This is a genomic window from Gudongella ferriphila (genome assembly GCF_046224405.1).
Lineage (GTDB): Bacteria > Bacillota > Clostridia > Tissierellales > Tissierellaceae > Gudongella.
Map to the genome: position 1 here is coordinate 28,001 of NZ_JBJXRK010000019.1, position 18,229 is coordinate 46,229.

Here is an 18,229-nt window from a genome sequence, read left to right on the forward strand (position 1 = left end):
TCCTCCTATTTGGATGTCTGCTGCATTTTTTTCGCATACCTTGCCACAACGACATCTGATGCGAATTCGCTGATCAAGGCTATGTTATACAGCATCTTTGCGGTCCATTTATCACCGGTCAGGTAGTCCGCTTCCATGGTCTGTATCCTCTTCTTATACTCTTTAAAGTCCCTTAGGACGAAATTATTGTCGTTGTACTTAAGGAGCATGTCGTGGATTCCCCTAAATTCTCCTTCATCTATTAAATCCTTCTTGCCTAGAAGAGCATCCACAGCCCTCCTGATATCCCTGTTCAAATAGTAGTATTCCTGAGAATTGTATTCCTTGGTATTATAGCATCTTTCCACTTCTTCTGCAGTTATTCCAAAAAGCTCCATTGAGCTGTCCTTTGTGTGACCTCCAAGAAGTATATTGGTCTCTTCATTGCTTCCTATTGCAACCGCTCCGTTAATCATTGCCGTTAGTCCAGCCAGATGGAGTCCTCCCTTTGTTGGCGTGGTAAGGGAGTGGGTTATATCCAGGGCAGGATAAACAAATTCCTCCTTCTTCAGGGAAAGGTCATGAACAAATATGAGCTTCAGCTTCTCCTTGATTGTCCTGTCCCTGTTGATTACATGGGCCAATCTGCTGGCCAGCCTGATTATGTCCTTGCCTTCAAAATCATTTGCCGCTGCCTTGCCACCAATGAATATGGTCCTTGGAATCATGTCAATGTTTGGATTGTCCTTTAGCATCAGGTATTGGTCCAGAATCCAAAGGAGCATGAGAAGCTGCCTGTTTGATGCTGAAACATCCTTGAGATATCCGTGAAATACGGTGTTTGAATCTAGAACTATTCCCTCTTTTCTGTACAGCTCCTGGCATAGGAGCTCCTTGTTCCTCTCCTTCACCTCAGAAATCCTAACCAGGAATTCCCTGTCTTCCTCCTTTTTAAGAAGCTCTTTGACAACTCCAGGATTCTCAACAAAGTCCTGACCCAAATAGGCTTCAATAAGGTCCCTTAGGGGAGGGTTCCCCGACAGGATCCACCTTCTGTGGGATACAGCCAAGGGATATCCAATTGGCGGTCCTTCATATACTCCAGCACCAGGTATGTTGTATAGCCTTACCTGGTCATCCCAGAGTATTCCTGATGACTCTACGCCTCCATCCTCAGCCTTCCCCGTGCTTTTCAGCCTGTCAAGGTATCTGTGGTGAATCTCCTCAAGAACCATCCATAGCCTTGGAAGCCATTCCCTGAAGGTCTTTCCTTCCAGGGTCAGCAGAGTATCCTCAAGAGGTACAAGGGGGGTGTAGAAAAATGCATCCGATGTAATCTCCCAGGCATCGTCCCACTCCAGCTTGTATTGGTCAACAAGTATCCTCATCATCTCTGGAATTGCCAATAGAAGATTCGTGTCCATCATCAGGAAGACGAAGTGGTCGTTGAGGCTTTCCAGCTCCCTCCCATTTGAAAGGTGGGTACTTATGACATCCTGAAGAGCTCCTGAAACCAGTAGATATTCCTGTTTGAACCTTTCCCTTCTGTTTTCAGCAGTTGCATCAAGAGGCTTTATCCTTCTTGTTATGGTTTCATGGTCAAATAGCCTGAGTCGATTGCAAAATCCATTTCTGTAGCCTAAATATGGAAGGTCATAGTACCTTAGGGTCAGCTCCTTTGTATCTGCAGGAGTAAAGACCAGACCCTTGTCCCCCATTGATATGTCAACCCTTCCACCAGTTGTGACCCTGTATTTTCTGTCTCCCTTGTACAGCCAGTTCTTGCCCCTTACCCACCAGCTGTCCGGCTTTTCCAGCTGCTGGAAATTTTCTATTTCCTGACGGAAATAGCCTTCCCGGTAGAGAAGGCCATAGCCGATTGCATTGTATGAACCACTTGCAAATGTATCCATAAGTCCGTTGGAAAGGTACCCTATATCAGAATACCCAAGACCCAGCTCCCTGTCCTCCAAAATAAGGTCACGAAGATTACAGCCTCTTTTTTCAAGGGCTTCCTGGAGGGATTTTCCTTTATCAAGATAATCTATGTTTTTTCTCATGAGACTTCCCGGAAGGTATTCCATGGACATGTACACCATGGTCATTCCCTCTCTGCTGTTTTTTTCAGTCCGGGACATCTGCCTTCCTATGGTTTCCCTGATGTGGTAGCTTACAGCTCTGTATAGCTCCTTGGACGATGCCTCCTCTATGGTGACAGCCCCATGCTGGTAAAGTATCTTCTGAATTTCTTCCTCCGGTTTCTCATCTATAATAGTCATATTACCACCTCTGGTGCAGTAGTGTATTGTACAGCTTGGTGTATTCCTTTGAGGACTTTTCCCAATCATGTTTTGCTTTCATTGTCCTTGTTACCAAGCCATCCCAGGAATCCTTGTCGGAATATACCTCCAGGGCTCTCCTGATTGTATGGAGAAGCTCGTGTGCATTGTAGTTTGAAAAGGAGAAGCCTGTCCCCTCCTGGGTGAACTCGTTGTAAGGGATCACGGTGTCCTTGAGTCCCCCCGCTTCCCTCACCACAGGTACTGTTCCATACCTTAGGGCAATAAGCTGGGATATTCCACAGGGCTCTGCCATTGAAGGCATCAGAAAAATGTCAGAACCTGCATATACCAGATGGGCTTCCTCCTCATTGAAGTAGATGTGTGCTGACATCTTGTCGGGATACTTCCATTGGAAATGCCTGAACATATCCTCGTACTCCTTCTCACCGGTTCCAAGGACAACAACCTGGATATCCTCCTGTAAAAGCTCATCCAGGATGTATCTTACAAGGTCAAGTCCCTTCATGTCCACAAGCCTTGATACCATTGAAAGAACCGGAACATCCTCATTGACGGGAAGTCCGAAGGACCTTTGAAGGACTTCCTTATTTTTTGCCTTGTCGGCTGGATCCTCCACCGAATAGTGATAGGGTATCCTCTTGTCGGTTTCAGGATTGTATAAATCGTAATCTATTCCATTAACTATTCCCATCAGCTTGTACTCGTGCCTTCTGATTATCCCCTGGAGGCTCTCCCCGTAAAATTCGTATTTTATCTCCTGGGCATAGGATTGCGACACGGTTGTAAGGGCATCGCAGTAGACGATTCCAGCCTTCATGAAATTGACCATTTCATAGTACTTCAGACCTTCCTCGTGGAAATAATCCGTGGATATCCCCGCAAGCCCAAGAATTTCAGGGGGGAATATCCCCTGGTACTTAAGGTTGTGTATTGTAAAAACAGTCTTGATGTTTTTGTAGTACTGGTCACCCTTTCCAAAGTCCCTTATATACAAGGGAATCAGACCAGTATGCCAGTCATTTGCATGGACTATGTCAGTTTCAAGGTCCAGCTCCTTAATCATATGCACTACAGCCTTGTTGAAAAATACAAATCTTTCGCCATCGTCATACATTCCATAAAGGGCATTTCTGTGGAAGTAATACTCGTTGTCTATGAAATACACATCCAGACCATCCTCCTGATACAGGTAAATTCCGGCATACTGGCGTCTCCAGTCCAGATCCACATAAAACTCCTTGACCTTTTTCATCTTCTGCCTGAAATTCTCTCCAATCTTTGAATAGAGGGGAAGAACAACAGACACCTGGTGACCCTCCCTCTGAAGGGCAAAGGGCAGCGAGCCCGCCACATCTGCCAACCCTCCGGTTTTTGCGAAGGGAGCCATTTCAGAGGCTACAAATAATATTTTCATTCCCCATCAATCCTTTCTGATTTCCTGCTTTTTCTCCACTATAAACGGCATAAGCATGCTTCCGGCTATTCTTACGTCCTCTCCAACTATTCCCTGCTTGTCCATAATGGAATTTATCACTGCTGCATTTTCATGAATTTCAGATTTCTGCATGATTATTGAATTCTTGACTATTGCACCCTTCTTGATCTTAACACCCCTGAAGATTATGGAATTCTCAACTGTCCCTTCAATCACGCACCCGTTTGCAACAAGTGAGTTCTGGACTATGGAATCCTCAGTGTAGAGTGTTGAAGGCTCGTCCTTTGTCTTGGTGAATATTGTACCATTACTGTAGAAGAGCTCTCTTGCTATATTTTTTTTCAGCAGGTTCAGGTTTGCGTCATAGAAGCTCTTTAGGTTTCTAATGTTTTCAACGTGTCCCTTGAATTCGTAGCTGTTGATCTTGTACTTGTGCTTGTTCATGAGGATGGTCTCCAGAAGATTGTCGGATTCACCTCTCTCAATGGCTTCCTTCACAAGCTTCATGAAAACCTCCTTCTTCAGAAAGCCCATTTTCAGGTACATGTTGAACTCCCTTTCAGTGCCCAGGTTTGTTCCTATGTTAAGAACCATTCCGTCATCCCCGATGTTCATCTTGTTTGTGTTTACATACTCTCCAAAGGGGTCCTGCTGCTTCTTGTATATGAAGGTTATATCAGCATCGCTCTCCCTGAAAAACCTGAAGGCCTCTGTTAGATTGACCTTGGCCAGTATGTTGGGATGGTTTATGAATACATATTTCTCCTTGGTCTGTTCGAAGAAATCCTTTGTGGTGTAGTACTGGGGAATCTCTCCTGTCCTTTTTGCTGACAAGCCGTGGCTTACGGGAGGAAAAAGGAATAGTCCGTTGAACCTCCTGTTCAGATCCCATGCCTTTCCATCCTCCACATGGTCCATTGTGGACCTAACCTTCTCCCCTGTATATACTGCAACCGTCCTGATTCCGTAGTTGACCATATTTGATAGACTAAAGTCGATAAGCCTGTATCTTCCTGCAAAGGGAAGCATGTATACCGGCCTGTGGACACAAAGGGCTCCAAAGTTGTTTTCTATGTTTGCACCGCTAATTATTCCTAGACATTTTTCCATCCTTTTCGCCTCCTTATTCCACTGAAATTCCTTCCTCAGAGACAAGATAAATCTTCTCTGAGTCCTTCTGTCCGATTACCTCTCCTGCCTTGACATTCATCCCCTCTGATATTACAGCCCTGTAGACCTTGGCACCCTTTTCGATGACACAGTCCGAATGGACCACGCTGTCGATTACTTCAGCCTCCTCCTCAATTATGACATCACTGAAAAGTATGCTGTTTCTTAGGGTCCCTCTGATGTAGCAGCCCTCGTTTACCAGGGCATTCTTAACAGCTGAACCTCTTGCAAGGTATTGTGGTGGAAGATTTCTTGTTCTTGTATAGATTCTCCAGTTCTTGTCGTAAAGGTCCAAGGTATTCAGTGGATCCAAAAGGTCCATGTTTGCTTCCCAATAGCTCTTGACTGTCCCTACGTCCTTCCAGTAGCCGTCAAAGACCCAGGCATACATTTTCTTGCCTTCCTCAAGCATCATTGGAAGCACGTTCTTTCCGAAGTCATTGTCGGAATCCGGATTCTCGTCATCTTTAATGAGGTACTCCCTCAGTTCTTTCCAGTTGAACATGTAGATACCCATTGATGCCATATTGTTCTTTGGATTATCAGGCTTCTCCTCGAATTCCACGATTTTGTTCTCCTGGTTCACATTCACTATTCCAAATCTTGATGCATCCTCCCATGGCACCTCCATAACCGCGATTGAAACATCGGCACCCTTTTCCTTGTGTGCCACAAGAAGCTGTGAATAGTCCATCTTGTAGATGTGGTCCCCTGAAAGTATAAGCACATACTCTGGATTCATCTCATCCAGGAAGTCAATGTTCTCATAAACTGCATTGGCGGTTCCTGTGTACCACCGTCCACCGTCCTCTGAAGTGAATGGTGGAAGTATCCTTAGCCCACCCATATTCCTGTCATAGTCCCATGATGAGCCTATTCCAATGTGGGAGTTGAGAAGATAGGGCTTGTACTGGGTAAGTATTCCGATGTCATCAATACCTGAATTCGCTGCATTACTCAACGCAAAATCTATGATTCTGTACTTGCCACCAAAGGGCACTGCGGGTTTGGCTATTTTTTTCGTCAAAGTCTTTAGTCTGGAGCCCTGACCTCCGGCCAGAAGCATTGCAACTACCTTGCTTTCAATCATATTACTTCCCTCCTGTCCTTTTTTCTTCCTTCAGCTTCAGATACATTGCCCCAAGAGGGGGTAGCTCAACTCTAATGCTGTACGGTCTGTCGTGAAATTTCTCATCTGTTGCCTTGTAGCTTTTTATTCTCTTGGTATTTCCACCATATCTCTGATGGTCACTTGTAAATACCGTCCTATAGGTACCACTCTCCAATACTCCTATTGGGTAGTTGGGTCTTGGTACAGGCGTAAAATTGAATATGCATACAAGTCTATTGTCTTCCTTATCTATTCTTTCAAAGGAGATGATGCTCTCCTGCCAGTTCTGGTGTTCAATCCACTGGAATCCATCATAGGATGTATCCACCTCAAACAGGCATTTCTCCTCCATGTACAGCTTGTTCAAATCCTTGACGTATTTGTGAAGCTTCTGGTGCATGTCGTAATCCAACAGGTGCCAGTCAAGTCCCTCGTACTCCCTCCATTCAATGAACTGACCGAATTCTCCTCCCATGAACAGGAGCTTCTTTCCTGGGTGGGCGTACATATATTGGTAAAGCAGCCTAAGATTTGCAAATTTATCCTCATAGAAGCCTGGCATCTTGTCCAGGAGTGACTTCTTCCCGTGAACCACCTCATCATGGCTTAAGGGAAGTATGAACCTTTCGGAAAATGCATACATCATACTGAAGGTAAGGGCCTGGTGATGGTCCTTCCTGTATATGGGGTCAAGCTCCATGTACTTCAAGGTATCGTTCATCCATCCCATGTTCCACTTGTAGTTAAAGCCCAGTCCACCTTCATCAAGTGGATGGCTTACCTTTGGCCAGGCAGTTGATTCCTCGGCTATCATCATGGTGCCGGGATATTTCTCAAATATTATCGAGTTAAGCCTCTTTATGAACTCTATGGCTTCGATGTTTTCCCTTCCGCCATATTGGTTCCTAATGTCCTTCCCACCAAAATCAAGGTAGAGCATGTAGGCAACCGCATCTATCCTAAGTCCATCTATATGATAGTAGTCGTGCCAATACAGCGCGTTAGAAATCAGGAAGCTCAGGACCTCAGGCTTTGAATAGTCGAAGTTTAATGTGCCCCACTGATCGTTCTCTGCCCTGTTCCTGTCCAGTGATTCAAAGCAGTAGGTTCCGTCGAATCTGGCCAGACCGTGGTCATCCCTTGTGAAATGGGCAGGTACCCAATCAAGGATTACCCCTATGTCGTTCTGGTGACATTGGTCCACAAGGTACATGAAATCCTTTGGAGTCCCGAATCTGCTGGTTGGAGCGAAGTAACCGGTGACCTGATATCCCCAGGATGCGTCAAGGGGATGCTCTGCAATGGGCATCAGCTCAATGTGGGTATAGCCCATTTTCTTAACATATCTCACCAGTTCGTCGGCCAGCTCCCTATAGGAGTATGGTATCGCTCCCTCCTTCTGCTTCCAGGAGAGCAGGCTCACTTCATATATTGAAACAGGGGAATTATGGTGATTTTCATTCCTGCTTCTCATCCACTTTTTATCCTGCCAGTTGAAGCCCTTGATATCGTAGACCTTGGAATCCGTTTCAGGTCTTGTCCCTGCATGAAAGGCAAAGGGGTCAGCCTTGTATCTAACCTCTCCAGTCTCTGCAATTATCCTGTACTTGTATTTATCGTATTCCTGAACATCCTGGACCACTATTGACCAGAGTCCGCTACCGGGAATCCTCTCCATTGGGAGACTCCACTCATGCCATTCGTTGAAGTCCCCTGTAAGATAAACCTCTCTGGCCCTTGGAGCCCAGACCACAAACCTATGCCCCTTTTTCCTTCCCTTCTTGTAGGGGTGTGCTCCCATAAATTCATATGCCCTGTAGAAGGTACCCTCGTGGAAAAGGTACGCATCCAGCTCTCCGTCATCTATGTAGAAGTATTGAACTTCATTCCTTTCGGTCATATCCAGCCCTCCATTCGATTTCCAGGTTATCATTCACTGCAATTTACACGATTACAAAGAAAGGTATAGTTATACCTTTGTATATCTATACCCCAAAAATGTGTCTTCTTTCTGGATATAATTCTTTTTTGCCAACAATTGGAGCTTTTCTTCCAATCTCCCAAGGGTGAGAATCACTCCCTCCTCCTTTTCAAGCTCCTGGATTACTCCAAGAAGGTCCGTTTCCATGATGGGAAGCTTGCTCATAATCAGCTGGAGGTATTTTCCCTCATCCTCCTTGGTCTGCCTCTCAAGCTCGTCAAAGGGGTTCAGGGTATGTGGACTTGAGCTGTAAGCAGCCCTCACCCTTGCAAACAGGGTTCTTCCCATTAGGGCAGAGGATATGAATACATCTCCCGTCCTTAGATATGGCAGTCTTTTAGCCTCCTCGTGTGTTATGTCAGTTTCCTCCCTGATTGTATCTATGTCAGAGGCACGCACTGTCCTGAAAATCAACTTGGTGTTCAGCTGAGCTGTTATGGTTTCATCAAGTAGCGTCGGTCTCTGGGTCGCAAGTATTAGAAAGACTCCATACTTCCTACCCTCCTGTGAAATTTCCCGAAGTATTGATTTGGAGGGTGAATCATAGCCCTTGGGGGCAAAATTGTGAGCCTCGTCCGTTACGATTATAAATGGAGGGAAATAGTCACCAGCCTCCCTTTTGTACAGGGAATCCTTGTAGTCCCTTCTCTTGTGGTAGATGTTGTTCAAGAGATATGTGCTGTATACCTGCAGAATCCTTGTGCTTCCCTGGATTACCACTAGCTTTCCGTCCTGGAGCCTGTTTTCGATATCCCTGCTGTCCTTGGAGAAGATACCTTCATTGGATAGTCTTCTAAGCCTCCAGAGAACTCCCTTGACTGAATTGTAGGGACAGGTCTTGTCGTAGGACAGATACAGGTCTTTCTTGTCCTCCCATGAATCCCTTTCACCCTGGGAGCCAGCTGCTGCCATCCTTTTCTCAATACGCTCCACAGAGCCCTCCTCCTGGGCTTCGGTTAGGCCCTCAAGCCTACCTAGAAAGCTTGTGAAGGAGTCCCTTCTTTTGAACATTACATCAACAACACCATTCATGGCATCGGAAAGGGGACTTGCCGCATCCAGAAGGTTTTTCAGGTCTCCTGCAGAAAGGTCTTCAAACCTTACACCAACATGGGCACCCACCTGAAGGCATGAAAACATGGAAGTGAAATCCTCTTCTCCCTCCTTCATGTACTCAGGAGTATCCGAAAAATCCATTTCAAAGTGAGGATCCAGTACGATAGTGGGAATTCCCTTCTTCATGATTTCTTCCAGGAGTACCCTCAGTCCAAAGGATTTTCCCGAACCCGAGCCTCCGAACACGCCTATGTGAGGATAGTGGTGCATTGACCTGTAGTCCATTATAAAGGGCAGCTCCCGCTGCTTTTTCAGGCCTCCCTCTTCAAAGGTATAAAGGATGTTCTTCAGGTGCTCGTCCATATCCTGGGCAACGTCGTCAGTGTTTCTTATGACTCCCAGTACCAAGCCGTTTTCAGGGTCTGTCTTAAGCATGATGTCCCTTATCTCATGGAATTTGGGAAGCCTGACATCAGAGCCTGTCTGCACTGGATAGAGGGCTTCGTTTAAAAGCCTGACCTTTGCAATGTAGATTGTGTCCTCATCCACATCATAGCCAAGGGCTCTGAGGCTTTCAAGGACTGCATTGTCCACAAAGTCCCCTCCAATGTCCAGGGGAATGTAGCGGTTGAAGGTCCTGGCCTCCACCACCTCGCCGATCAAATCCTCCTGGAAGGGATCCTGGATTAAGAGGAACTCGTTGATACGGAAGTTCCTCTCCTTTGAGCCTACGTAAAATTCCTGCTGTGTTGTTATTCCTACAACCTTCATACATATTCTCCTTCGTTAGTAAAATAATGGATAGTGGCTTTTAGTGTCATGTCGAGCGTAGCCGAACATCTAGCTACCTTAGTTAAGATATAAGAATTAAGAAGTAAGAGTTAAGACTATTCAGGATTCCAATCCGGGTCATGTGATCCCTCCACTTCGGTCGGGATGACGTGTTGTCATGTCGAGCGTAGTCGAGACATCTCAAATCAGTTCTTCCCAATTGGGATTAAGCCTTTCAATAAGTGCAATCTTTTTTTCTCTTCTCCACTTTTTTAACTGTTTTTCTCTCAATATTGCACTTTCAATACTATCTGTCTCCTCTAAATAGACCAGCTTGTCCAAGTTGTATTTTTTAGTGAATCCTTCAATCATCTTGGTTTTATGCTCATATACCCTTCTAGCAATATTGTTGGTTACTCCTATGTAAAGTACTTTATTGCTCTTGTTGGTAAGAATATAGACGTAGTACATATTGCCTCCATTTAAAAACTTTAGATTTCTCGACTAAGCTCGAAATGACAGGGAGTTGTCATCCCGACCGTAGTGGAGGGATCTCAATTGAGAATTGTCTTTTCAGCTTCTCTTATCCCTCTCCGACACGAAGAACCTTTCATAGACTCCCCGATCAAGATACCTTTCAAGCATACCCTTCATCATCTGGTCGGAAATCTTGACCTCCTTGTCAACGATATCGATCCAAAGGGGGACTCCCCGGCTGTTCTGTGGCGTCAGTGTCAGGACAAGCCTGGCCATGTCAGTAAGGTGTCCTCTTTGGCTCTCGATGATATCAAGACCAATGGTCATTGGAGAAATTGAGCTTCTTAGGAATGCCGAGCTGTAGCCCATGGGTTCCTTCTTGCTTACGGCTTCATCTATGAGAAGCAGCTCTCTGTAATCCAGAAGTCCGAACAGGAGCTCCCTATCGTAGATGTTTCCCTTAAGCTCAGGGTAGTCCCTTTTAAGCTGCTCTCCTATCACTCCTGTCTTTATGTCCTTGATGATACCCACAAGGATGGTTCCAGTGTCCTCACACAGTTGGACCAGCTCATCCCATACTTCACCTGCATATATGTTGTACCTGATAAGGCCACCGTCCATGAGTATTGCATAGGGCCTGTGAAGCTGGATTGCCTTTATTGCCGCCTGAACCTCAAGACCTGCCAGCTTCTGGTTCTTCTGCTCCTCCCTCCTTTCACCGTCCTCATCCTCTTCATCCGTGATGACAGGAGTGTATATTTCAGCCAGGTATAGAGGGTCGTCTCTCCTAGTTGTGGTCAAGGCAAGGGCCTGATAAACCTCGATAAAATGCGGGTAGTTACCTCCTGCACGGTTGCTTGACCCGTCGACGCCGCAAATTCCGCCCCTTTTTTCAAGTCCTGCAAGCTCTTCTGGCGACAAGGGTTCAATCTCATTTATAAGGCCTATTTCAGCCCCAATAAAATCCCTGAGTCTTTCCTTGTGGCCATCAAGGATCAATCCATACTTTTCCTGTATGGCGGTATTTATGACCTGTAGCTTTGTTTTCAGTTCACTGTTTAATGAGTACATTTTTTCCCTCACTTCATTGTAATACCACTTCAAAGTTATTGACTTTTTTTGGTAAGTATGGTAATATTTTGGCTAGGTTATTATGTTAACCTAATTGGGAGGTGGTTAGATGAAATCCACAGGTATAGTCCGTAAAGTGGATGAGCTGGGTAGAGTTGTTATACCCATCGAGCTCAGAAGAAATCTAGACATCCAGGTTAAGGACCCTCTTGAGATATTTGTAGATGAGGATAAGGTTATTCTTCGGAAGTTTTCCCCATCATGTATCTTTTGTGGCGAATCCAAGGGTGTTCAGGATTTCAAAGGCAAGAACATCTGCCAAGGCTGCCTAGAGGAGCTTTCGGCAAAATAGAACCACATAAAAAAGCATTCGGGTGATTCCGAGTGTTTTTTTATACTGATTTTCATCTCCTAATCCAGATCCAGGCTATCCTGATAAACCTGGTTTCTGGGGACTCCATGAACCCTAACAACCTCCTTGACGGCTTCCTTCTTGCTCATTCCACCATCCAGAAGTTTCCTAAGCTCCCTCTTTACATCCACCTCTTCAGGTTCAACTTCCTCAGCACCACTGACCACAACCACCATCTCTCCCTTAAGGTTTCTTTCCTCTGCAACTGACAGCAGTTTCTCCAGTCCACCTCTCATGGTCTCCTCGAAATGCTTGGTCAGTTCCCTTGAAAGAGAGGCCTGTCTGTCTCCAAGAATATCCAGCATATCCTTTAGGCTACTGGCAATTCTGTGAGGGCTTTCATAAAAAATCAAGGTTCTCTTTTCATCCCTTATCCTTTCCAAGGCCTTTTTTCTATCTGTGCCCTTTGAAGGGAGAAATCCCTCAAATGCAAATTTTTCCGTGGGCAGCCCTGATATTACAAGGGCCAGAAGTGCTGCTGACGGTCCTGGAAGCCCAACAACCTCAATCCCCTCTCGAATGGCCAGCCTGATCAGGTCCTGTCCCGGATCTGATATCCCCGGCATTCCAGCATCAGATACAAGGGCAATTGACCTTCCCTCCTGCATCTGCTGTACAAGCTGGGGTCCCTTTTCCCTGATGTTGTGCTCGTGGTAGCTGGTCATGGGCTTTTTGATCTCAAAGTGATTGAGAAGCCTAAGGGTATGTCTGGTATCCTCAGCCGCAATAAGGTCCACTTCTCCAAGGATTTTCAAGACCCTTAAGGTTATATCGTCAAGGTTTCCTATTGGAGTCGGGCAAATATACAGTGTTCCTGCTTCCATAATCTCACCTGCTCATTCCATAGATTTCATAAATCTCTTCATTGTACTTTCCCTTCTCATCATAGACAACAATGGGCTCTCTGTACTTAAAGTCGCTCCTCCCACCCTTGACAGCCTCAAGCAGAAATAGGTTTGCCTGCTTTCCAGGTTTTGGATAGACCCACTGCATGTATTTAGGCTCGAGTCCATGGCTTCTCAGGGTGCACAATACATCAACCAGTCTGTTTGGCCTGTGTACAATGTAGAGCTTGCCAAGGGGCTTTAATATGTATTCGCAAACAGCCGCAATGTCCTCCAATGTTGCCGCTATTTCGTGTCTCGAGATTGCAAAGTTGTCCTCCCTGTTTACTATTGCCCCACCGGGCTTCATGTAGGGAGGGTTGGTGATAACCGTATCCACTGTTGCTTTACCAAGAATCCCAGGCAGCTCCTTCATGTCAGTGTTAAGAATCCTTATCCTGTCCTGAAGGGAATTTATTTCTACTGTTTCCTGGGCCATCCTGGCCACCTCTGTCTGGATCTCAACTCCATAGACCAAGGACACACCCTTTTTATCAGCTATTCTCAATGGTATGATCCCCGTCCCGGTTCCCAGGTCCACAACCACTCCCCTTGGCTTGCTGAAATGGGAAAGGAGAATTGCATCGATTCCATAGGAAAAGAGACCCTTGTCCTGTATTATCTTGTATTCAGTTCCTGGAACCTGGTCGATTCTTCTCATGGGAAAGTCCTCTCTTGCTAATTCTCTATGTGTACTAAAAAAGACCCATATACGGGTCTTTTTAGGCTTCTAAGTACTACTCTGGCTTTGGTGCGTCTACTGGACATACAGCAGCACAAGCGCCACAGTCAATGCATTTATCTGCGTCGATAACATAGATATCGCCAGGAGATATTGCTTCTGTTGGGCATTCTGGTTCACATGCTCCACATGCGATACAATCATCACTAATTACATAAGCCATTCTTTTCACCTCCTGTAAATGAAATTGCTTTGGTTATATTTTAACAGAAATCACTGCCTTTTAAAAGATATTACATTAAAATATATTAAAAACTTGCTAATCCTCAAGGCCTCTTACATCCTCATCCTTGGAATTTCTGTTATTGTTGCCATGGTATCTTTGATAGCTTGAATCATACTTTCCGGTCCTCTTGATCTCATCAACCTGAAATTGCAGGATATCCTCCGTGCCATCCTCCAGCTTGACCTTTGCCTTCACCCTCTCAAGAAGTGTGTAGGTATCAACAATGATTCCTCGTCCTTGAGGAGTTGTGACTATATCCCCCACATTGGGCATCTTTTGGAGGAGCTCCTCATAGGTGTCCTGCTCGTACTTAAGGCAGCACATCAGCCTTCCGCAGAGTCCTGAAATTTTTGTTGGGTTTAGGGATAGACTCTGTTCTTTTGCCATTTTGATCGATACAGGTGCAAATTCTCCCAAGAATCTGGTGCAGCAAGTTATCTGTCCACAGGGTCCAACTCCACCGATCATTTTCGCTTCATCCCTAACGCCGATTTGTCTAAGCTCTATCCTAGTTCTGAATATTGATGCCAAATCCTTAACAAGATCTCTGAAATCAACTCTTCCGTCTGCAGTGAAGTAGAAAATAACCTTGTTGTTGTCAAAGGTATATTCCACATCCACAAGCTTCATCTCCAGATTGTGGTCAGCCACCTTCTTTTCACATATTTCAAGGGCTTCCTTTGCCTTCTTCTTGTTTTCCCTGTGGGTATCAAAGTCCTCATCCAGAGCTATCCTAAGTACCTTCTTTAAAGGAGACACTATTTCATCCTCAGTTACCTCCTTAGGTCCAACAACCACATGACCGAATTCAATTCCCCTTGCGGTTTCAACAATTACAAAATCGTTGTTTTGAACCTCTATTTCATCGGGATCAAAATAATAAATCTTCCCGGCTTTTTTAAATCTAACTCCTACTACCTTAATCATCAAAACTCCTCCTGTATTTTAAACAACATAGTCTCTATGGACAGCTGATAGTTTACATTCAGCTGTAAATTCATGGACGTATCCTGTATCTTCTTTATTATATCATTTATTCTATCTAAATCCAGGAAAGATTGTTCTGATAACAATTTCTCTTTATCGCTGTTAATAACAAGACTTAAGTCTCCTGTGGATTTGTACACCATAAGGTCCCTGAACCAGAACAGCATTATGTCCAGAAGCTCCTGAACCCTTTCCTTTTCTTCGGTGAACCTTTCAACCGCAGAAAAGATCTTCCAACTCTCACCCCTTATCAAAAGATCCATAAGTTCAATAATCCAATCCCTTATCTGGAAAAAATCTTCGGAGCTGCACAGCTGGACGGCCCTCCCCAGGGAGCCCTTGGAAAACTCCGCAATAAATCTGGCTTCATCCGTTGCCATTCCTTCCCTTTGAACCAGGTATTCCGCCACCAGGCTTATGGGGATCTGTCCGAATCTTATCTGCTGTCCCCTGGAAACTATGGTTGGCAGAAGATTCTTGGAGCTGGATGTGACCAGTATCATATGTACGTATATGGGAGGCTCCTCAAGGGATTTGAGCATTGCATTCTGGGCTTCCTTGTTCATGAGGTGTGCCTGGTCCATGAGAAAGACCTTCCTGTCCCCCCCAAACGGTGACATTGACATACCCCGAATAATTTCCTCCACCTGACCCTTCCTTATGATTCCCTTTTCAGGTTCAATCTCATGGTAGTCAGGATGATTCAGGTGGTCAAATTTAATGCAAGAGCTGCAGCTGTTACAGGGCTCCTCCCCCTTTTCCTCACACAAAAGAGTCTTGGCAAAAGTCCTACCTAATGTTCTTTTCCCAAGACCTTCCTCTCCTTCAAACAGATAGAAGTGACTTATATTATTGTTTTTTACTGCTCTTTTAAGGCTTTGGACCACAAGCTCATGGCCCACTATATCCTTGTAATCCATGTTCTTCCTCCAGACTACACCCTCTGATAACTGTCAATTGGTACCACAAAAAGATTGGCTCCCACAGTGACCTGCTCGTCTCCATTCTGAACCTTCTGCTTCTTGCAAATTCCAGCTATAAGCTCGCTTATCACATCCACCTGGTCGTCATTTACACCTATTAGAAGTGTTGTGTTCCCCTTGGAGAGGAATCCACCGGTTGAAGCCAGCTTTGTGGTTCTGATCTTTTCAGACATAAGCTTTCTTACTACCTTGTTTGAATATTGTTCATCAATGATGGCGATTATAAGCTTCATATGGGACCTCCTAAATCTTTATATGCTGCTCCACATCCAGAACAAACACCGTTGCTCCTCCTACCTTTACCTCCAGAGGATATGGTATATATGTGTCACCCGGCATGGTCACAGTCAAAAGTGATGTTGTGATTTCCCTGGTCTTGCAATTTCTTTCAATTATCTCTATAACCTCATCCACCTGTTCGGTTTCGACACCGCTTAGAAGAGTAGTGTTCCCAGCCTTAAGAAATCCACCGGTGGAAGCAAGCTTTGTGACCCTATATTCCTTTTCAGTCAGCTCATTAATTACGTTTTGTGCGTCTTGGTCCTGAACTATAGCTACAATCAGTTTCATCTTTTCTCCTCCTTGAATCTCAAAAGGTTGTCAATGGCTTCTATTGTCTGTTTGTATACCTCTTCTATGGGCTTTGCCGCATCTACCAGGGTAATGTTCTCCGGATACTTCTTCAAGAGGGTCATATAGCCTTCGTAGACCTCCCTGTGGAAGATTCCCCCTTCAGCCTCAAGCCTGTCTCCACCTTCCTTTGTCTTTCTCAGGAGGGTGATCTCAGGATCAACATGGAAAAATAGTATAAGGTCCGGGTATATTCCCCGAAGACCAAAGTCGTTTATGGCCTTGACCTCCCCGATCCCCAGCCCTCTTCCGACTCCCTGATAGGCCAGGCTGGAAAGTAGGAATCTGTCACAAACTACAGTTTTCCCCTGCTCAAGGGCAGGGAGTATCTTTTCATGGATATGCTGGGCTCTGGATGCCGCAAATAAAAGCGCCTCTGTCTCAGGGCCCATGTTTGCGTTGTCCCGGTCTACTATGAGATGTCTGATCTTCTCTCCTATTGCTGTCCCACCGGGCTCCCGGGTTATAATATGGTCAATGTGATGCTCAACCAAGTATTGATTTATTAGATTCATCATGGTTGACTTTCCTGACCCGTCCGGTCCCTCCAGTGCAATAAACTTGCCCCTCATATCCATCAGCTCCTTATTCAGTAACTACTACATAGTCCTTATTATACCCCATTAAGCCAACGATATCCATACCGTTCTCCATAAGGAAGAGAAGATGCTCGTAGATTTCCTGGGTTATTTCCTCTCCTGGAACCAGTAGTGGAATTCCAGGTGGATAAGGGATTATGGGTGAGGCAGAAACTCTTCCGATTGAATCAGCCAGCTTTATCTGCTCCTTCTTGCTGTAGTATGCCTCTGATGGTCGCATGATTATCTTTGGAGTGGGCATTTTTACATCCACCCAGTTTATTTCCTCATAGGGTGCCTTCTCTGCAATGTCCTCCAATGCACTTACTATGGTTTCATATTCGTCCTCTGTGTTAATTACGCTTGTCAGGATCAGGGCGTAGTAGAAATCTGACATTTCGATTCTTATGTTGTAGTCCCTCAGGAGCATTTTCTTTAGGACAGTTCCCCTTATTCCATCAATGTTGATGAGGATCTTGGTATTGTCCTTGTCAAAAATGGTTTCATCCTCTGGATCTCCTGTAAATACCTCTATCCTGGGATTTTTGTTCAGCCTTTCAATAACCTGGTCAATCTTCTTGATGCTCCAGTCAAGCTTCTCCCTTCCTTCTCCATCCATGTATGCAGTTGCTATCTCGTTGGATAGGGTGAAGAGGTATGACGGACTTGTGGTTGTGTAAAGCTGGTATCTATCCCTTAGCTTGTTAAGGTCAACCCTGTCTGAGCACACATGGATCAAGGATGTTTGGGTCAGGCTTGGCATCGTCTTGTGGGTTGAATGGATTACAATGTCGGCTCCACCTTGGATCGCAGAAATGGGCAGCTTGTCGGAAAAGCTCATGTGTGGTCCATGGGCCTCGTCCACCATAAGGATCTTGTTGTGCTTGTGAACTATTTCAGCGATTTTATTCACATCGGAGCAAACTCCGTAATAATTTGGATAGGTCATGACAACTGCCTTGATTTCAGGGTTTTCAGTCAGAGCCTGATCAACATCCTCAGGATATAGACCTGTTAGTACATTGTGATTTTCATTATAGTTTGGGTAAACATAAACAGGTTGAAGCCTGTTCAGGATCAAGGCGTTATAAACAGCCTTGTGACAGTTTCTCTGTATGAGGACCTTGTCACCTGGCTTTGTTATTGTAGCCAATGCAATATATATGCTTCCAGTGGATCCGTTTACCCCGTAATAGGTTGCCTTTGATCCAAAAACCTTGGCTGCATTTTCCTGGGACTCCTTGATTATTCCCCTGGGTTCCAGAAGGTAATCCATTCCCTCAGTCTCGGTGGTGTCTATATAGGGAACGTATTTACCCCATTCTATCAGTGAATTTTTCCCCTTGTGGCCTGGCATATGGAAGTGGGTGCTGTTTTCCTCCATAAGGTTCTTAAGTGCTTCAAATACAGGTGTTTTCATTGTATATTGATCA

General features: G+C 45.1%; 18 protein-coding genes. 1 reads left to right on the top strand and 17 read right to left on the bottom strand.

Annotation, left to right across the window (positions count from 1 at the left end; translation table 11 throughout):
- Positions 1 to 5: 5 nt before the first annotated feature.
- From ACKVDP_RS09910 to ACKVDP_RS09945, 8 genes are all read right to left on the bottom strand, one after another.
- Positions 6 to 2,258, bottom strand: coding sequence for a glycogen/starch/alpha-glucan phosphorylase (locus tag ACKVDP_RS09910; RefSeq protein ID WP_409228680.1), 2,253 nt, complete (start codon positions 2,256 to 2,258; stop codon positions 6 to 8).
- Between the two features lies 1 nt (position 2,259).
- Positions 2,260 to 3,696, bottom strand: a complete 1,437-nt coding sequence (gene glgA, locus ACKVDP_RS09915) for a glycogen synthase GlgA (protein WP_409228681.1) — start codon at positions 3,694 to 3,696, stop codon at positions 2,260 to 2,262.
- Positions 3,697 to 3,702: 6 nt separating this feature from the next.
- The gene (glgD, locus tag ACKVDP_RS09920; protein WP_409228682.1) at positions 3,703 to 4,827 is read right to left on the bottom strand and encodes a glucose-1-phosphate adenylyltransferase subunit GlgD; all 1,125 of its coding nucleotides are present in this window, start codon (positions 4,825 to 4,827) and stop codon (positions 3,703 to 3,705) included.
- Between the two features lie 13 nt (positions 4,828 to 4,840).
- Positions 4,841 to 5,977, bottom strand: a complete 1,137-nt coding sequence (locus ACKVDP_RS09925) for a glucose-1-phosphate adenylyltransferase (RefSeq protein WP_409228683.1) — start codon at positions 5,975 to 5,977, stop codon at positions 4,841 to 4,843.
- Between the two features lies 1 nt (position 5,978).
- Positions 5,979 to 7,898 (bottom strand): 1,4-alpha-glucan branching protein GlgB, encoded by a 1,920-nt coding sequence (gene glgB / locus ACKVDP_RS09930; protein WP_409228685.1) that lies wholly within the window; start codon positions 7,896 to 7,898, stop codon positions 5,979 to 5,981.
- Between the two features lie 69 nt (positions 7,899 to 7,967).
- Positions 7,968 to 9,806 carry an ATP-binding protein gene (locus ACKVDP_RS09935; protein WP_409228686.1) on the bottom strand — a complete coding sequence of 613 codons (1,839 nt, stop codon included), beginning with the start codon at positions 9,804 to 9,806 and terminating at the stop codon, positions 7,968 to 7,970.
- 201 nt (positions 9,807 to 10,007) lie between these two features.
- A complete protein-coding gene (locus tag ACKVDP_RS09940; RefSeq protein ID WP_409228687.1) occupies positions 10,008 to 10,277 on the bottom strand; it encodes a GIY-YIG nuclease family protein in 270 nt (89 codons plus the stop codon).
- Between the two features lie 102 nt (positions 10,278 to 10,379).
- Complete coding sequence (locus ACKVDP_RS09945) at positions 10,380 to 11,354, bottom strand: DNA double-strand break repair nuclease NurA (protein WP_409228688.1); 975 nt, start codon at positions 11,352 to 11,354, stop codon at positions 10,380 to 10,382.
- Positions 11,355 to 11,463: 109 nt separating this feature from the next.
- Between ACKVDP_RS09945 and ACKVDP_RS09950 the strand changes: the two genes are divergently transcribed.
- On the top strand, positions 11,464 to 11,706 hold the full coding sequence (locus ACKVDP_RS09950; protein ID WP_409228689.1) for an AbrB/MazE/SpoVT family DNA-binding domain-containing protein: 243 nt from the start codon (positions 11,464 to 11,466) through the stop codon (positions 11,704 to 11,706).
- 59 nt (positions 11,707 to 11,765) lie between these two features.
- Here ACKVDP_RS09950 and rsmI read toward each other — a convergent pair whose 3' ends face one another.
- From rsmI to ACKVDP_RS09995, 9 genes are all read right to left on the bottom strand, one after another.
- Entirely contained in the window at positions 11,766 to 12,590 is an 825-nt protein-coding gene (rsmI, locus tag ACKVDP_RS09955) for a 16S rRNA (cytidine(1402)-2'-O)-methyltransferase (RefSeq protein ID WP_409228690.1), read from the bottom strand.
- Between the two features lie 4 nt (positions 12,591 to 12,594).
- Positions 12,595 to 13,311, bottom strand: a complete 717-nt coding sequence (locus ACKVDP_RS09960) for a tRNA1(Val) (adenine(37)-N6)-methyltransferase (protein WP_409228691.1) — start codon at positions 13,309 to 13,311, stop codon at positions 12,595 to 12,597.
- Positions 13,312 to 13,387: 76 nt separating this feature from the next.
- Complete coding sequence (locus ACKVDP_RS09965; protein ID WP_409228692.1) at positions 13,388 to 13,555, bottom strand: 4Fe-4S binding protein; 168 nt, start codon at positions 13,553 to 13,555, stop codon at positions 13,388 to 13,390.
- Positions 13,556 to 13,651: 96 nt separating this feature from the next.
- On the bottom strand, positions 13,652 to 14,545 hold the full coding sequence (locus ACKVDP_RS09970) for a PSP1 domain-containing protein (protein WP_409228693.1): 894 nt from the start codon (positions 14,543 to 14,545) through the stop codon (positions 13,652 to 13,654).
- On the bottom strand, positions 14,545 to 15,525 hold the full coding sequence (gene holB, locus ACKVDP_RS09975) for a DNA polymerase III subunit delta' (protein ID WP_409228694.1): 981 nt from the start codon (positions 15,523 to 15,525) through the stop codon (positions 14,545 to 14,547). The genes ACKVDP_RS09970 and holB overlap by 1 nt, the downstream gene beginning before the upstream one ends.
- 14 nt (positions 15,526 to 15,539) lie before the next feature.
- Positions 15,540 to 15,821 (bottom strand): cyclic-di-AMP receptor, encoded by a 282-nt coding sequence (locus tag ACKVDP_RS09980; protein ID WP_409228695.1) that lies wholly within the window; start codon positions 15,819 to 15,821, stop codon positions 15,540 to 15,542.
- Positions 15,822 to 15,831: 10 nt separating this feature from the next.
- Positions 15,832 to 16,158 carry a cyclic-di-AMP receptor gene (locus ACKVDP_RS09985; RefSeq protein WP_409228696.1) on the bottom strand — a complete coding sequence of 109 codons (327 nt, stop codon included), beginning with the start codon at positions 16,156 to 16,158 and terminating at the stop codon, positions 15,832 to 15,834.
- Complete coding sequence (gene tmk / locus ACKVDP_RS09990) at positions 16,155 to 16,790, bottom strand: dTMP kinase (RefSeq protein ID WP_409228697.1); 636 nt, start codon at positions 16,788 to 16,790, stop codon at positions 16,155 to 16,157. Before tmk ends, ACKVDP_RS09985 begins: the two co-directional genes overlap by 4 nt.
- 13 nt (positions 16,791 to 16,803) lie before the next feature.
- Positions 16,804 to 18,229: aminotransferase class I/II-fold pyridoxal phosphate-dependent enzyme (locus tag ACKVDP_RS09995; protein ID WP_409228698.1), on the bottom strand; the 1,426-nt coding region annotated here is incomplete at its 5' end.

Bases quoted from the DNA above. Each gene is read 5' to 3' on its own strand.
- ACKVDP_RS09985 (WP_409228696.1), bottom strand. From the start codon at position 16,158: ATGAAACTGATTGTAGCTATAGTTCAGGACCAAGACGCACAAAACGTA.
- ACKVDP_RS09925 (WP_409228683.1), bottom strand. From the start codon at position 5,977: ATGATTGAAAGCAAGGTAGTTGCAATGCTTCTGGCCGGAGGTCAGGGC.
- ACKVDP_RS09960 (WP_409228691.1), bottom strand. From the start codon at position 13,311: ATGAGAAGAATCGACCAGGTTCCAGGAACTGAATACAAGATAATACAG.
- rsmI (WP_409228690.1), bottom strand. From the start codon at position 12,590: ATGGAAGCAGGAACACTGTATATTTGCCCGACTCCAATAGGAAACCTT.
- glgB (WP_409228685.1), bottom strand. From the start codon at position 7,898: ATGACCGAAAGGAATGAAGTTCAATACTTCTACATAGATGACGGAGAG.
- glgD (WP_409228682.1), bottom strand. From the start codon at position 4,827: ATGGAAAAATGTCTAGGAATAATTAGCGGTGCAAACATAGAAAACAAC.
- ACKVDP_RS09965 (WP_409228692.1), bottom strand. From the start codon at position 13,555: ATGGCTTATGTAATTAGTGATGATTGTATCGCATGTGGAGCATGTGAA.
- ACKVDP_RS09940 (WP_409228687.1), bottom strand. From the start codon at position 10,277: ATGTACTACGTCTATATTCTTACCAACAAGAGCAATAAAGTACTTTAC.
- ACKVDP_RS09970 (WP_409228693.1), bottom strand. From the start codon at position 14,545: ATGATTAAGGTAGTAGGAGTTAGATTTAAAAAAGCCGGGAAGATTTAT.
- ACKVDP_RS09910 (WP_409228680.1), bottom strand. From the start codon at position 2,258: ATGACTATTATAGATGAGAAACCGGAGGAAGAAATTCAGAAGATACTT.
- ACKVDP_RS09950 (WP_409228689.1), top strand. From the start codon at position 11,464: ATGAAATCCACAGGTATAGTCCGTAAAGTGGATGAGCTGGGTAGAGTT.
- glgA (WP_409228681.1), bottom strand. From the start codon at position 3,696: ATGAAAATATTATTTGTAGCCTCTGAAATGGCTCCCTTCGCAAAAACC.
- tmk (WP_409228697.1), bottom strand. From the start codon at position 16,790: ATGAGGGGCAAGTTTATTGCACTGGAGGGACCGGACGGGTCAGGAAAG.
- ACKVDP_RS09945 (WP_409228688.1), bottom strand. From the start codon at position 11,354: ATGTACTCATTAAACAGTGAACTGAAAACAAAGCTACAGGTCATAAAT.
- ACKVDP_RS09980 (WP_409228695.1), bottom strand. From the start codon at position 15,821: ATGAAGCTTATAATCGCCATCATTGATGAACAATATTCAAACAAGGTA.
- ACKVDP_RS09935 (WP_409228686.1), bottom strand. From the start codon at position 9,806: ATGAAGGTTGTAGGAATAACAACACAGCAGGAATTTTACGTAGGCTCA.
- holB (WP_409228694.1), bottom strand. From the start codon at position 15,525: ATGGATTACAAGGATATAGTGGGCCATGAGCTTGTGGTCCAAAGCCTT.